Source organism: Mycobacterium venezuelense (genome assembly GCF_054919535.1).
Genome location: NZ_JBONDW010000002.1, coordinates 321613 through 336296, shown reverse-complemented (window position 1 = coordinate 336296; position 14684 = coordinate 321613). Strand labels below are relative to the sequence as shown.

The window sequence follows — 14684 nt, the reverse complement described above, 5'->3', positions numbered from 1 at the left end:
AGAACGTCAGCTGGCGACTGCGTTCCCGATACCTGACTTGCCGTCGTTGTGGGCCAGGTTGAAGGGGTCGAGAATGTTCCACGCGGTGATGAAGAACTGCTGCTTGAGTTCGTCGCCCGCGACTTCCTGGTTGAGCAGGTCCGCGGCGATGTCCCACCCGTAGTACAGGAACGATCCCGGCGGAGTCGTCTTGATCAGCTCGTTGATGATGATCTGCCGGGCATCCCTGGCCTCATCGGTATCACCCAGCGCGGGAGCCAGGCTCGGCAGGATCTTGCTGATCGGAATGACGGCGTTGACCCACGGCACGATCTGGCTGCCGCGGTAGATCTGCTCGGTCGCTTCGCGAATGAACGGGTCGAATGCGTCGAGCGCTTCGGGCGTGAGGTCCATCAACGAATTGCGAAGTTCGATGATCTCGTCGGGGATATCCGTGGGTTCCGGCTCCTGGTCGTTAGGTCGTAGGGGGTTCCACGGTTGGGGATTCGCATCGGCCTGCGTCTCGACGGCAGCGGCCACCTTCGGCGAGCCGACCACGGTCGAACTAGCCGGCTCGGCAACCGGTTCGGTCTCAAGTGAGCTGTCCGGCTTGGGAGCGGCGGCCTGCTTGGGCGTGAACAGGTTCTTGAGTTTCGCGACCTGCTCGGCCTCGAACTCCTCGGCACTCGGCTTGGCGGCAGGCTTGGTCCCCGGCTTGGTCGTGGGTTTGGCCAGTGAGTCGGAGATCGACTTCGACACCGTGCTGACGGTCTTGGTGACCTGCTCGTTGAGCTTCTCTCCGGCCTTTTCGAGGTTGTCGTTGAGCTTCGACAACGGCTTGGGGCGGTCGGGCTTCGAACCCGACTTCGAATCCGACTTCGAATCAGTCTTGGAGCCCGCGTTGGCGGCCGGCTTCTTGGGCCCGGTGTTGGGGCTGGAACTGCTGCTGGAGGAGGTGTCCTTCGAGCCGCTGTCGGTGGATTCCGCGTGCGCGGTGCCTTGCCCCGCCGCGGCGATGGCCGCCCCGACACCCATCGCTACCGCAACACCGCCGACGTAGCCGATGTACTTCGTTGACGTCATCGCCGTCCTTTCACAGCCGATCCCCAGCCCAGAGGCATCGTAGGGGGTCGGTCCGGATCTGGCAGCGCGAGGGCGTCACACCCAGGTGCCGCCGTCGACGCGAAGCGTCACCCCGGTGATGTACGAGGCCCGGTCGCTCAGCAGCCATGCCGCGGCCTCGGCGACCTCGTCGGGCTGGGCAGCGCGGCCTAGCGGGGTTTCTGCGACGATCCGCTCGACGACGCCGGGGGTCACGTCCTCCCACTGCTGGATCATCTCGGTGAGGGTGGCGCCCGGCGCGATGGCGTTGACCCGGATGCCCTCGGGTCCATATGTGGCGGCCGCGGATTCGGTGAGGCTGTTGACGGCCCGCTTCATCGCTCCGTACGCCGGCAGTTCGGGGTTGCTGTGCAAACTGCCGACGCTCGAGGTGTTGACGATCGCACCGGTCTTTGCGGTGGCGCGGATCGCGGCGACCTCGGCGGCCATGGCCTGCCACACGCCTTTGAGGTTGACGGTGTAGACGTGGTCGAAGTCGGCCTCGGCCAACTCGTCGAGCGGTCCGGGCGGCTGGATCGTCGCTCCGTTGTTGAAGGCGATGTCGAGGCGGCCCCACAACTCGACGGTGTGCTGAACCGCGGCATCCACGCTGGCGCCGTCGGCGAGGTCGCACACCACGTAGTCCGCGGTGCCGCCGGCGTCCCGAATTTCCGCGGTGACCGTCTTGAGCTCCCGCTCGGTGCGGGCGGCGAGCAGCACGGTCGCGCCCTCACGTGCGAACAGCCGCGCAGCCGCCGCGCCGATGCCTCGCCCCGCGCCGGAGATGAACGCGACCTTGCCGGTGAGCATGCCGATGTGTGTTGTCTGAGTCATGAGACCGAGCGTGCTGGCGACCGCGCAGCGCATCCAGGTACCAGCGATACCTGGCTAGCGCCGCCGTCCTCCGGACAATGGAAGGCGTGGACAAGCGCGAGTTCGGGACGTTCCTGCGCAGCAGGCGCGAGCGGATCAGCCCCACCGACGTGGGTCTGCCGGTCGGCCCGCGTCGTCGCACCCCGGGGCTGCGCCGCGACGAGGTCGCGCATCTGGCCTTCATCTCCACCGAGTACTACACGCGGCTGGAGCAGGCTCGTGCTCCACACCCGTCGCGTGAAGTGCTTGCGGGATTGACGCGTGCGCTGAGACTGTCCGACGCCGAACGCGCCCACCTCTATGTGCTGGCCGGTGTCGAACCCGAAGCCCCGCCGGGCCCACCGCGCGCCGTCCGGCAGAGCATCCACGACCTGTTGCAGCGTCTGCCGCAGGCCGCCGCAATCGTGTTGTCCGCCACCTACGAGGTGATCGCCTGGAACGACTTGGCGTGTGCACTCATGGAGGACTTCTCGGCGCTGTCGCGTCGCGATCGCAACCTCGTGCGACGGGCGTTTGTCGGTCCCCGGCCGCCGGACGGGCAGCGGCTCTACGGCGTATCCGACGCCGACGAGTTCGGCCGCACATGCGCCCAGCACCTGCGGGCCACTGCGGCGCGCTATCCGGACGATCCCGAAACCGCTGAGCTTATCGCCGAATTGCGCGCCGGCAGTGAGGAATTCAGGCAGTTGTGGGACGCCCACGACGTGATCGCCCAACCCGCGTTGTGCAAGACGTTCGCACATCCCGTGGTCGGCCCGGTGGCCGTCAACTGCGATGTGCTCGACATCGCCGACCGGGACCAGCGGGTGGTGATCTACACCCCGGAGCCGGGCTCGCCGTCCGAGGAGGCCATGCGGCTGTTGGCGGTGCTCGGCACCCAACGCATGGATGTGCCGGGCTGAGTGGCCTCGAGCCAGTCGTCGAACTGTCGTCCTTCGTCGATCGCCCAACGCTGCGGCGATGACGCGTCGAGGTAGTGCTCCAACAGCTTTTCGGTTTCGGCGATGCCGCGCGTCGTGATCAACTCCCGCAGCGGGCCTGGGCGGGCCAGCGTGAGCTGACCGAGCCGGGCCCGGTCGGTCAAGCTCCGCAAGAGTGGCATGCCGGGATCGTCGCTGGGCGGATCGGTAGCGGCGCGCGCCGTGTAGGCGGCCAGGTGCCGCTCCCACTTCCGGGTTGCGGTGAGATCGTCGCCACCGTCGAAGCCGCTGCGGGCGAGAGGTTTCCGGGCGCGTCGGAACTCTTGTGAGACGGCAGCGCCCGCGCAGACGCGGTGCAGTTCTTCGAGGACTGTCTTCAGGCCTGCGGCACCGAGCATCACCATCGACGAGGGCACCGCTTCGAACACCACTGCCCGCAACTGCGGTAGTTGGCCGATCACGTTTCTGAGCATCGTCAGCAGTTCGAGATCGGGGCCGCCGATGTGAGCGTCGAGGTAGTAGCCGTTGAGTTCGATACCGCCCGCGACGTGGATCTCCAGTACCCGATCCAGTGGCAAGGCGGCGAGCACCTCGTCGACGGACTGGCGGCGGTTGCGCTGGTTGGTCAGCAGATTGTGCAGGTCGAGCAGGATGCCGCAGTCGGCACGTTCTGCGATCTCGGCGATGAACACCCCGTCAGGCAGCTCGCCGGGCCGCGGACGTAGATAGTTCACCCCCGTCTCGATGAGAAACGGTCGGGTGGAACAGTTTTGGTAACCGCGGATGTGCTCGACCGCAGCGTCGACCCCAGCCGGGGTTTGGGCAGGCGGCAGCAGAAATCCGGCGTCGAGATCGCGGCCCGCGTGCCGGACGCGATTGAACGACAGGTGCTCGCTCCAGTGCGGGGCGCCGAGACGCTGGGCGCACGCGGCGGTCAGCGCGAGCCCCTGCGGATCGGGTGCTTCGCAGCCGCCGACGGGAAATCCCACGCCGTGCACCAGCGTGGGACGGTCACGGCTTTCGACCCACCTGAAGGCGGGCTCACTTATGTCCCAGCCTTTTTCGTCGCACGGGTGCCACATGGTCTGCGGCTCGACCTCGACCACGTCGATCAGGTGGGCGATGTCGTCCCACACCAGATCCAGCCCGGTGGTGGCGATGACGCCGACGCCGAGGTCGGGGCCGCGACATGACGGCTTCATCCCATGTTGGGTGAGGCGAAGCCCTCTTCGTCGACGACGAAGTCGGCGAACGTCTGCCACTGCAGGTCCAATCCGGAGTGGCAGCCGGGGCAACCTGCCTTGCCGAGCACCTCGGCCTGGGCCTTCTGGAACTTCTTGAGATCGAACAGCACCGAGTCGGGGGCGCTGATCCGGATCCGGTCGCGCGGCGGCAGGGGCTGGGGATTCAATTCGGCCATGATGATGCCTTTCTCGCTGGTCACCGGGCTATCCGGATAGGACGACGGTAGGAACAGCCGATGCTCAAGATCGCGCGTAGTCGACTACTTGATTTCCGCACGAAGTGGCCATGTCGAACGTGTGTTCGATAGACTGGTGCGGTGGGTTGGCACAACGGGCCGCCGAGCTGGACCGAGATGGAGCGCGTACTTACCGGCAAGCCGCGTCGCTCCGGCCTGCCGCTGGAAGACCAAGCCGGTGACGGCGGAGACAGCCCGGCCTGGTCGCGTAAGCGGGGCGCCTATGAGCCGCCCGAGCGGTCCCGATCACGGGGATCGGCGATCCCTTACGCCGAACTGCACGCGCATTCGGCCTACAGCTTCCTCGACGGGGCAAGCACGCCGGAGGAGCTCGTCGAGGAGGCGGCCCGGCTCAACCTGCGGGCCATCGCGCTGACCGACCATGACGGGCTCTACGGCGTGGTGCGCTTCGCCGAGGCGGCCAGGGAGCTCGACGTGGCCACGGTGTTCGGCGCCGAGTTGTCGCTGAGTAACGTCGCGCGCACCGAAGAGCCCGATCCGCCCGGGCCGCACCTGCTGGTGCTGGCCCGCGGTCCGGAAGGGTATCGTCGGCTGTCGCGCGAAATCGCCAAGGCGCATCTGGCCGGGGGCGAAAAAGGCAAGCCCCGCTACGACTTCGATGCGTTGACCGAGGCCGCAGGCGGGCACTGGCACATCCTCACCGGATGCCGCAAAGGACATGTCCGCCAGGCGCTTTCGCAAGGCGGCCCGGAAACGGCGAGCAAGGCGCTCGCCGATCTGGTCGATCGGTTCGGGGCTGACCGGGTCAGTGTCGAACTCACCCACCACGGGCAGCCATGCGACGACGAGCGCAACGCCGCACTGGCCGATCTCGCGCCCCGTTTCGGCCTCGATGTCGTCGCCACCACCGGCGCGCATTTCGCGGCGCCCGATCGCGGCCGGCTGGCCATGGCCATGGCTGCGATCCGGGCCAGGAATTCGATGGACTCCGCGGCGGGGTGGCTGGCCCCGCTCGGCGGAGCGCACCTGCGGTCGGGGGAGGAGATGGCGCAGCTGTTCGGTCCTGGCATCGTCTCCGCCGCAGCTGATCTCGGCGAGCAGTGCGCGTTCGGCCTGGCCCTCATCGCCCCGCAGCTGCCGCCGTTCGATGTGCCTGCCGGGCACACCGAGGACAGTTGGTTGCGCCATCTCGTCATGGCGGGTGCGGCTGAGCGCTATGGGCCGCCGGAGCGGGCTCCCAAGGCGTACGCGCAGATCGAGCACGAGTTGAGGATCATCGAGCAGCTGGAGTTTCCCGGCTACTTCCTGGTGGTGCACGACATCACGCGGTTCTGCCGGGACAACCACATCCTGTGTCAGGGCAGGGGATCGGCGGCCAACTCGGCGGTCTGTTACGCACTCAAGGTCACCAACGTCGACCCGATCGCCAACGAGCTACTGTTCGAGCGGTTCTTGTCTCCGGCTCGCGACGGGCCGCCCGACATCGACATCGACATCGAATCGGACTTGCGCGAGAACGTCATCCAGTACGTCTACGAGCGTTACGGCCGCGACTACGCGGCCCAGGTCGCCAACGTCATCACCTATCGCGGCCGCAGTGCGGTCCGCGACATGGCCCGCGCGCTGGGATTTTCGCAAGGGCAGCAGGACGCCTGGAGTAAACAGCTCAGCCGGTGGAACGGGCTTCCCGATTCGCCGGATGTCGCCGAGATCCCCGAGCCGGTGATCGACCTCGCCACGCAGATCGCCAACCTGCCCCGCCACATGGGCATCCACTCGGGCGGCATGGTGATCTGTGACCGTCCCATCGCCGACGTGTGTCCGGTGGAGTGGGCGCGGATGGAAAACCGCAGTGTACTGCAGTGGGACAAAGATGACTGTGCGGCAATAGGTTTGGTGAAGTTCGACCTGCTCGGGCTCGGCATGCTCTCGGCGCTGCACTACGCCATCGATCTGCTCGACGAGCACAAGGGCATCAAAGTCGACCTGGCCAAACTGGACCTGTCCGAGCCCGCGGTCTACGAGATGCTGCAGAAGGCCGACTCGGTCGGGGTGTTCCAGGTGGAGTCCCGGGCGCAGATGGCCACCCTGCCGCGGCTCAAACCCCGCGAGTTCTACGACCTGGTGGTCGAGGTGGCGCTGATTCGCCCCGGGCCCATCCAGGGTGGTTCGGTGCACCCTTATATCAAGCGCCGCAACGGTTTGGAGCGCGTCACCTACGAGCATCCGTCGATGGAGCCCGCGCTGAAGAAGACGCTTGGCGTGCCGCTGTTCCAGGAGCAGCTCATGCAGCTGGCGGTCGATTGCGCGGGTTTCACCGCGGCCGAGGCCGATCAGCTGCGCCGGGCAATGGGCTCCAAACGTTCGACCCAGAAGATGCGCAGGCTGCGCGGCCGGTTCTACGACGGTATGCGCGACCGGCACGGCATCACCGGCGAGGTGGCCGACCGGATCTACGAGAAGCTGGAAGCATTCGCCAATTTCGGCTTCCCCGAAAGTCATTCGCTGAGCTTCGCGTCGCTGGTGTTCTACTCGTCGTGGTTCAAGCTGCACCACCCCGCAGCGTTCTGCGCCGCGTTGTTGCGCGCACAGCCGATGGGGTTCTACTCGCCGCAGTCGCTGGTCGCCGATGCCCGGCGGCACGGCGTGACAGTGCACGGGCCCGACGTCAACGCCAGCCTGGCCTACGCCACCCTGGAGAACCACGGTATGGACGTGCGGCTGGGGCTTGGCAGTGTCCGCCACATCGGTGACGATCTGGCTCAGCGCATGGTCGACGAACGAAAGGCCAACGGGCAGTTCGCAACCCTGCTCGATCTGACCGGCCGGGTGCAGCTGTCCGTCCCGCAGACCGAGGCGCTGGCCACCGCGGGTGCGCTGGGGTGTTTCGGGATCACCCGTCGGGAAGCGTTGTGGGCCGCGGGCGCGGCCGCCACGCAACGCCCGGACCGGCTGCCGGGGGTGGGGTCGTCATCGCACATCCCGGCCTTACCCGGGATGAGCGCGCTCGAACTGGCCGCGTCCGACGTGTGGGCCACCGGCATATCCCCGGACAGCTATCCCACCGAGTTCCTGCGCGCCGACCTCGACGAGTTGGGCGTGATACCCGCGGACAAGTTGCTGGAGGTCGCCGACGGCACCCGAATCCTGATCGCCGGTGCGGTAACTCACCGGCAGCGGCCCGCGACAGCGCAGGGCGTGACGTTCGTGAACCTGGAGGACGAGACCGGCATGGTCAACGTGCTGTGCGCGCCGGGGGTGTGGGCGCGCCACCGCAAACTGGCCCAGACGGCGGCGGCTCTGTTGGTGCGCGGCATCGTGCAGAACGCGACCGGTGCGGTCACCGTCGTCGCCGACCGGATGGAGCCGCTCAGGTTGCGGGTGGGTTCACGGTCTCGCGACTTCCGGTGAACCCGGCCTTGCTGTCCTCCAGGCCCGTCCGCAGCAACGACCACGCGAGGCGGCGGGCTTCCGTGGCCCGCTCGTGCAGCAGACGCTGAACGGCGGGAATGGGATTCGACTCCGGCTTGCGCCCATCGACCACGTTGGCATGGATTTCCTCGGCGACGCCGATCGCCATGAGGACGGCCTCGTTGACGCGGTCCAAGGCGTGATGCAAGCGGTCGTCCTGGCTGAGCAGGTGCGCGTTGTCGAGCTCGACCGAGACATCCGTGACGACGTGGCTGATCTGCTCGAAGATGACGTTCATCGCCTTCTCGCGCTCATCGCGGTCGTCGAGGTGCAGGCAGCGGGCACCCTCGCTCCACAGCGTGGCCAGCATCCGCGTATGCGCGCCCACGCTGCGCGACACCTCGATCATCGCCTGCTTCTGCAACTGCTCAAGGAGATGGCCGCGTTCGACGCGGGCGAGTTCCTGCTGCGCGGCAAGTTCAGCGCGGTGCAGCTTCTGCTGAGACTCCATCGCGGCCCGGTGCCATTTCTGGGTCAGCGCGAGCTCGAGTGCGGATCGTTCGTCGGCGGCGGCGAGCTCGCGGCGCAGGCGGTCGGCCGCGTCGGCAGCGTCCTGCCGGGCCTGGCGCGCGATGTTGAGGGTCTGCCACATCGTCACCATGACGACGACGAAGACGACCGCACCGAAGAACCATTCCGACTTGCTGCCGAGTTCGCCAGGCCCCAGGAAAATGAACCACGCAATGGCCATGCTGCCGACGACGCCGCAGACCAACCACCCGATACCGGGCAGGCCCTCGGCAGGACTGCGCTTGCTCGGGTGTTCGCGGTCGGGTGTCACGAGCGGTATCGGTTCGGTGCGGTCACTCACCTCGTCGAGCTCCGAAGATTCGGCGGCCCTTGTCGATTCAGTAACTCCGGTCATCTGACCTCCCATCGACCGAGCCTCCCACGGTGCAGCGTTCAGATTATGGCCACCGTCGTCGAGCAGCACCAGGGGTCACATCGCCCCTACCGATGACGAGACGCGCCGGACCCGCTAATGTCATCCCGTGCTCGGTGTGAGCGGCGCTACTTCGAACGCGTCCTCACCTGAGGAGTCAATGCATTTGATTGCCTGGAGAATTGAGGGCCCATGGGTCAGAACGCCTCGCTGGAAGGTGATTCGTCAGTCATCGTCAGTCTCTCCGAGGCGGCGATGCACATGTACTCGGCCGCGATCGACGCACTGCCGTTCCCGGAGGACAAAAAGTTCCACAAGCGCGCCGATGTCGTCCTCTCGGGCATGCGCAAGTTGCGTGCGGCGCTGACTGAAGCGGCGAGCAGCAACCGTCCCTCACCCGCTGTCATCGTGGCGCTCAGCGGAGTTCGGCAACGCTACGACTCGCTCATGGCGCACGCCGCCGCGGCGCCTGGCTCGACCCTCGGTCAGCAGATCTACGTCACGCGCATCCACGCCAAGCTGTCGGCTCAGGAAGTCGCCAACGGCGCGGGCCTGCGCGATGGTCTGCTCGACGAACTCGAGGCCGGTGCCACGCCGACCGACGACGAGGCTGCGAAGATCCGGGAAACCATCGCCGCCCTTGGCGGATTGCCCGGTTCCGATCACGGCACTCATGAGATGGCTCCAGTGGTCGAGTTCGGGCAGCATGACGACTCGCACGTCAACGATTGGGACGACGCGCTTCTCGCCGAGAACGCGAGCTGACCGGCAAACCCTGCGCCACAGCGGGTTTCGGGCTTCGCAGCAAACAGAAGTGTGCTCAGCCCTCGGTCGGTGTCGTCCAGACCTTGTCGATGCTGATCCGTAGCCGCGTGTTGTAGGCCGCCATCGCCTCGGTCAGCCCGAACGTCTCGGCGTCGGCCGAGTACTTGGCCCAGTACGGTTCGTCTCCACGTGGATCGGTGTCGGTGGCGTCGACGGATGCGGTGCCGCCGATCGCGATGATCCCCGCGCCGTGCCCATCGGAGTCCAGGTTGAGGCTCACGCGCGGGTGCGCGGTCACGTGGCGGACCTTGGCTGCCCCCGGCATCGTGTACACGACGATGTCGGTGCCGTCGAAGTAGAACCACACCAGCCGGGGAACCGGCTGGCCGGATTTGGCGACCGTCGTCAGCCAGCCGTAGTGGTCGGAGGTCAGGCGTTGGGACACTTCCGGTGTCAGCTCAGCACTCATGTCGCGAATGTAGTCTCGCGACATGACCCTCGACTTGACCGTTGACGAACTTCTCACCACGACCCGATCGGTGCGCAAACGACTCGACTTCGAAAAGCCGGTGTCGCGCGAGGTGCTCATGGAGTGCCTCGACCTGGCCCTGCAGGCGCCGACTGGATCGAATGCGCAAGGCTGGCAATGGGTTTTCGTCGAGGATCCCGCAAAGAAGAAGGCGTTGGCCGACATCTACCGGACCAACGCCAACCCGTATCTGGACCTGCCCAAGCCAGAGCGGGGTGACATCCGCGACGAGCAGATGGATGCGGTGACGAGTTCGGCCAAATACCTCAACGAGAACTTCGAGAATGCGCCGGTGCTTCTGGTGCCGTGCCTGGAAGGCCGCCCGGACGGTGCGCCCGCAGGCATGAGCGCCTCGTATTGGGGTTCGCTGCTGCCCGCGGTATGGAGTTTCATGCTCGCGTTGCGGTCGCGGGGCCTCGGTTCGGCGTGGACGACGCTGCATCTGCTCGGCGACGGCGAGAAGCAGGCCGCCGAGGTGCTCGGCATTCCGTTCGATCAGTACGCGCAGGCGGGGTTGTTCCCCATCGCCTACACCAAGGGCACCGACTTCAAGAAGGCCAAGCGGCTGCCTGCCGAGCAGTTCGCGCACTGGGACACCTGGTGAGCTGACTCTTACACGGCGCCGGTGAACCCGTGCTGGCGCCATGCCTCATACGCGGCGACGGCGGCGGCGTTGGACAGGTTCAACGACCGCCTGCCCGCCAGCATCGGGATCCGCACCCGCGCGGTGATGTGCGGATCGGCGAGGGTTTCGTCGTCGAGACCGGTGGGTTCGGGGCCGAACATCAACACATCGCCCGGCTCATAGGCGACATCTGCGAAGGACGCCGACGCGTGCGCGGTGAACGCGTACACCCGGGCCGGCATCACGGCTTCCCAGGCCGCGGGCAGGTCGTCATGCACGGTCACCGACGCGAGATCGTGATAGTCCAGGCCGGCGCGGCGCAGTTTCGGCTCGGACAGGTCGAAGCCGAGCGGCTGCACGAGGTGTAGTTCGCACCCCGTGGCCGCCACCATGCGGATCGCATTGCCCGTATTGGGCGCGATCCGCGGTGAATAGAACATCAGCCTGAACAAGCGCCCTCCTGGTTCGTCCGCGTGATCGGCAGATTACGGCCAGCGGCGCACAGGTCAGCATTCGCCGTTCGCGGTATCGCCGATCCGCCCATCCATGCCCGGATTCGACACGGTGATCGGCGTGCCGGCCGATTGTCGTTGTGAGTGGAGGGAAGCGCGCTCGCCGGGGTCGGTGAATGCCTATATACAACAGCGATCACGTCAATGTTTGCTCGATTACCACACAACTGCGCTACGGCTCGGTCACGAACTCTGTCTGTTCAGTAAGAATTGTGGAAACGCTCGCGCCTGGCTGTCATACTCGTGCAATTGCCAGGCGTTTGACGCCCGCCCGAGCGTGGGCGGAAACAGCAGGAAGCCTTATGAATCACGCCCCAGGACTGAAATGCGGCCGCGCCGCCGATAGCACGGTTGGGCGCCGATGACCGCCTTCACCCAGCTGAAACAGGCGGATGGCACGCTCGTCGAATTCAACCCGACACCAACCGCGCCGGCCAAGCGTCCCGCTCGCTGGTCGCCGGCGAATTGGCCGGTTCGACGCAAAGTTATCGCGATCGTTTTGGTTCCGCTCATTCTGGCTGCCACGTTCGGTGGATTGCGGATCTACTCCAGTGCCACCGAGGCCGCCGACCTCCGGCTGGCCGCCGACCGCGCCGAATTGATCCCCGACATCAGTAACTACATGGCCGCGATGGAGGACGCACTCGTCGCGGCGACCGAGGGCGGCGACGGCCAGGATGCGTTGGCCACGTTCGGCGCGCGCAAATCCGATCTTCAGCAGCGGCTCGACTCGACCGAGGTCGTCGAGGACGTCGATCAGGCGGTCGGCAATCTTCTCGGCAAGGGCCAGGAACTTGTCGACGCCGTGATGTCGAACTCCATCGATCTGCGTCAGCGCATCATCAATTACGCGCCCCTGCTGCTCACCGCCGAGGCCGCGGTCACCGGATCGGCCCACAGCGACGACCAGCAGGTGCAGGCGCAGGTCGAGGCGTTGGCCCGGGCGATCGGCGCCCGCGGGCAGATGGCCATCCAGCAGATGATGGTCAACCGGGGCGCCGATGAACCGGAGCCGGTCCTGCGCACCTCGATGATCACGATGGCGGGCACGGAGCCGTCGACGGTCGCGGCCTTGACGAAGTTGCTGGGCGGTGCCTCCGAAGAGGCAGCGACGCTGCGCGCCGAGATGGTCAAGCGCATGGCCATGATGTCGAATCCGGGAATCCCGCTCGTCGGCAATCAGGAGCTGCTGGCATCGCTGCAGACGACCAACGCGATCGCCGAGCAGATCATCGCCGACACCACGACGGACATTCCGGGTGCCGTCGAGGCTGAAGCCGCCGACGCCCGCAACGACGCCATCCGCGACGCGGTTCTCGTTGCCGCGGCCGTGATCAGCGCGCTCGTGATCGTGTTGCTGGTCGCGCGGTCGCTGGTCCGGCCGTTGCGCACCCTGCGCGACAGCGCGCTCAAGGTCGCGCACGAGGACCTCGCCAAGGAGATCGAACGGGTGCGTGCGGGCGGCGAGCCCGCGCCCATCACGCCGCTGCCGGTACACACCACCGAAGAGGTCGGCCAGGTCGCCCACGCCGTCGACGAGCTCCATGAGCAGGCGGTGTTCCTCGCCGGTGAGCAGGCTCAGCTGCAGCTGCAGGTCTCCGACATGTTCGAGACGTTGTCGCGGCGCAGCCGATCTCTGGTCGATCAGCAGTTGAACCTCATCGACCAGCTGGAACGCAACGAGGACGACCCCGATCGCCTGGAGAGCCTGTTCCGGCTGGACCACCTGGCTGCGCGTATGCGACGCAACGGCGCCAACCTGCTGGTGCTGTCCGGTTCCAAGGTCGCGCGCGAACACACCGAACCCGTGGCGATCGACACGATCATCAATGCCGCGGCGTCCGAGGTCGAGGACTACACCCGCGTCGTCACCGCGACTGTCGCCGATGCCGAGATCGTCGGATCGGTGGCCGGCGACCTCATCCACCTGCTCGCCGAGCTGCTCGACAACGCGCTGCGTTACTCACCGCCGATCTCCCAGGTACGGGTCTCGGCGGTGTTCGCGGGCAACGGCGCACTCGTCGTCGAGGTCAGCGACGTCGGCCTCGGCATGACCGAGTCCGATCTGCGGGTCGCCAACATCCGCCTGCAGTCCGGCGGCGAGGTCAACCCGTACACCGCGCGGCATATGGGCCTGTTCGTGGTCGGCCGGCTGGCCACCCAGCATGGTCTGGTGGTGCGCCTGCGCAGCACAATCGCCGAAGAGCCGAGTTCGGGCACGACCGCGGGCGTCTATGTGCCTGCCGAGCTGCTGGTGCGTGACGGCGTGACGGGTGGAGCGACGGGCGATCGTTCGTACGGCACCCCGGTCGACGCACATGCCGGGATCGCGGCGGCCCTCTCACTCGACGCCGAGCCGAGCGGCGCGGCCGAGCAGTCCGAGTACCACCTCAACGGGCACGCGGCCGACGTGCCGTTCGGACTCCTACCGCAACGCAACCCCGGAGCCAGCGGTATCTCGGAGATGCCGGGCAGCCTCGCGCCGGTCGAATCCGATGCGGCGGCAGATACCTCCGCGGCCGCCGAAGAACCGGTCACCGAATGGCCGCAGCAATGGCCCGTCGACCCGAACGAAGCCGATCGCCCGGCACCTACCAACGCGGTGCCCACCAACACGGCGTCGTTCTTCGCGTCCCGCACCGCAGCCACCAATGGCGTGCATCCGCCGGCCGAGCCGGTCGAATCGTACGAACCAGAACAGCCCGCGGAAGAGGCTGCGTCGACCACCGGCGACGGTGACGCGATCTACCAGTCGATGCTGTCGGAGTTCGCGATCGATCCGGCCACCCATGTGCGTAGCTCCGATCTGGACTGGAAGACGGTGTGGGAGAAGGGCTGGTCGGTCGCCGCGGCGGCCCAGGACGCACCCGTCGAACAGCACACCGAAGAGGGGCTGCCGATGCGTACGCCGGGTGCCCGCTTGGTGCCCGGTGGCGTGGCCGCAGTTACCGGTGTGTCAGATGAGCCGAACGGCCGTCACCGCAACGGTGGTGCTCACCGAAACGACAACGGTGTCGAGGCGGTAGCATCGGCGGACGAACCTGACAGCGGCATTTTTGCGGTGTTTCAGCCACGCGATCCCGAGGCTGTCCGTGCGAGCATGAGCAACCATTTCAGCGGGGTCCACGCCGGCCGATTGCATGCCCGAGAGACCAGAGGAACCGATAACGAATGACCCGTCCGACGCAGCGCGATTCCCTGGACTGGCTGGTGTCCAAGTTCGCCCGCGAGGTCTCCGGGGTGTCCCACGCGGTGCTGGTTTCGGCCGACGGCCTGCTGATGGCGGCCAGTGAGCACATGCCGATCGAGCGCGCCGATCAGCTCGCCGCGGTGGCGTCGGGGCTCGCGAGCCTGGCCACCGGCGCCGCGCAGCTGTTCGACGGCGGCTATGTGATGCAGTCAGTGGTCGAGATGGAAAACGGCTACCTGCTTTTGATGCGGGTGGGTGACGGCTCGAATCTCGCGACGCTCGCGAGCCGGTCGTGCGACATCGGCCAGATCGGCTACGAGATGGCAATCCTGGTGGAACGTGTGGGCGCCGTGGTGCAGTCGTCACGGCGTACCCCCCAACCTTCGTGAGCGGCC

General features: G+C 66.8%; 13 protein-coding genes. 6 read left to right on the top strand and 7 right to left on the bottom strand.

From position 1 onward, the window contains the following. Positions 1-6: 6 nt before the first annotated feature. Positions 7-1062, bottom strand: a complete 1056-nt coding sequence (locus ACRCUN_RS04330) for a hypothetical protein (RefSeq protein WP_462140424.1) — start codon at positions 1060-1062, stop codon at positions 7-9. A gap of 75 nt (positions 1063-1137) precedes the next feature. After that, positions 1138-1914, bottom strand: coding sequence for an SDR family NAD(P)-dependent oxidoreductase (locus ACRCUN_RS04325; RefSeq protein WP_462140423.1), 777 nt, complete (start codon positions 1912-1914; stop codon positions 1138-1140). Between the two features lie 86 nt (positions 1915-2000). On the opposite strand from ACRCUN_RS04325, the gene ACRCUN_RS04320 reads away from it, so the two are divergent. Beyond that, on the top strand, positions 2001-2855 hold the full coding sequence (locus ACRCUN_RS04320) for a helix-turn-helix transcriptional regulator (protein ID WP_462140422.1): 855 nt from the start codon (positions 2001-2003) through the stop codon (positions 2853-2855). Here ACRCUN_RS04320 and ACRCUN_RS04315 read toward each other — a convergent pair. Both ACRCUN_RS04315 and ACRCUN_RS04310 read right to left on the bottom strand, forming a co-directional pair. Continuing rightward, positions 2768-4075, bottom strand: coding sequence for an MbnB/TglH/ChrH family RiPP precursor modification enzyme (locus tag ACRCUN_RS04315; RefSeq protein ID WP_462140421.1), 1308 nt, complete (start codon positions 4073-4075; stop codon positions 2768-2770). The genes ACRCUN_RS04320 and ACRCUN_RS04315 overlap by 88 nt on opposite strands. Then, positions 4072-4317 carry a hypothetical protein gene (locus ACRCUN_RS04310; RefSeq protein WP_462140420.1) on the bottom strand — a complete coding sequence of 82 codons (246 nt, stop codon included), beginning with the start codon at positions 4315-4317 and terminating at the stop codon, positions 4072-4074. The genes ACRCUN_RS04315 and ACRCUN_RS04310 overlap by 4 nt, the downstream gene beginning before the upstream one ends. Positions 4318-4434: 117 nt before the next feature. Between ACRCUN_RS04310 and ACRCUN_RS04305 the strand changes: the two genes are divergently transcribed. Next, entirely contained in the window at positions 4435-7725 is a 3291-nt protein-coding gene (locus ACRCUN_RS04305; protein ID WP_462140419.1) for an error-prone DNA polymerase, read from the top strand. On the opposite strand, the gene ACRCUN_RS04300 is transcribed toward ACRCUN_RS04305, so the two are convergent. Further along, positions 7685-8650, bottom strand: a complete 966-nt coding sequence (locus ACRCUN_RS04300) for a hypothetical protein (RefSeq protein WP_462140418.1) — start codon at positions 8648-8650, stop codon at positions 7685-7687. The genes ACRCUN_RS04305 and ACRCUN_RS04300 overlap by 41 nt on opposite strands. A 210-nt stretch (positions 8651-8860) precedes the next feature. Between ACRCUN_RS04300 and ACRCUN_RS04295 the strand changes: the two genes are divergently transcribed. Further along, positions 8861-9433 (top strand): XRE family transcriptional regulator, encoded by a 573-nt coding sequence (locus ACRCUN_RS04295; protein WP_462140417.1) that lies wholly within the window; start codon positions 8861-8863, stop codon positions 9431-9433. Between the two features lie 55 nt (positions 9434-9488). On the opposite strand, the gene ACRCUN_RS04290 is transcribed toward ACRCUN_RS04295, so the two are convergent. Beyond that, the gene (locus ACRCUN_RS04290) at positions 9489-9902 is read right to left on the bottom strand and encodes a TIGR03667 family PPOX class F420-dependent oxidoreductase (RefSeq protein ID WP_462140416.1); all 414 of its coding nucleotides are present in this window, start codon (positions 9900-9902) and stop codon (positions 9489-9491) included. A 22-nt stretch (positions 9903-9924) separates the two neighbouring features. Here ACRCUN_RS04290 and ACRCUN_RS04285 point away from each other — a divergent pair, with 22 nt between their 5' ends. Continuing rightward, a complete protein-coding gene (locus ACRCUN_RS04285) occupies positions 9925-10566 on the top strand; it encodes a nitroreductase family protein (RefSeq protein WP_462140415.1) in 642 nt (213 codons plus the stop codon). 8 nt (positions 10567-10574) lie between these two features. Here the strand turns inward: ACRCUN_RS04285 and ACRCUN_RS04280 are convergent, their stop codons facing one another. Then, positions 10575-11039: a tRNA (cytidine(34)-2'-O)-methyltransferase gene (locus ACRCUN_RS04280; RefSeq protein ID WP_462140414.1), complete on the bottom strand. Its 465-nt coding sequence runs from the start codon at positions 11037-11039 to the stop codon at positions 10575-10577. Positions 11040-11460: 421 nt separating this feature from the next. On the opposite strand from ACRCUN_RS04280, the gene ACRCUN_RS04275 reads away from it, so the two are divergent. Both ACRCUN_RS04275 and ACRCUN_RS04270 read left to right on the top strand, forming a co-directional pair. Beyond that, positions 11461-14274: a HAMP domain-containing sensor histidine kinase gene (locus ACRCUN_RS04275; RefSeq protein WP_462140413.1), complete on the top strand. Its 2814-nt coding sequence runs from the start codon at positions 11461-11463 to the stop codon at positions 14272-14274. Beyond that, entirely contained in the window at positions 14271-14678 is a 408-nt protein-coding gene (locus ACRCUN_RS04270; RefSeq protein ID WP_085146770.1) for a roadblock/LC7 domain-containing protein, read from the top strand. The genes ACRCUN_RS04275 and ACRCUN_RS04270 overlap by 4 nt, the downstream gene beginning before the upstream one ends. Positions 14679-14684 lie beyond the last annotated feature (6 nt).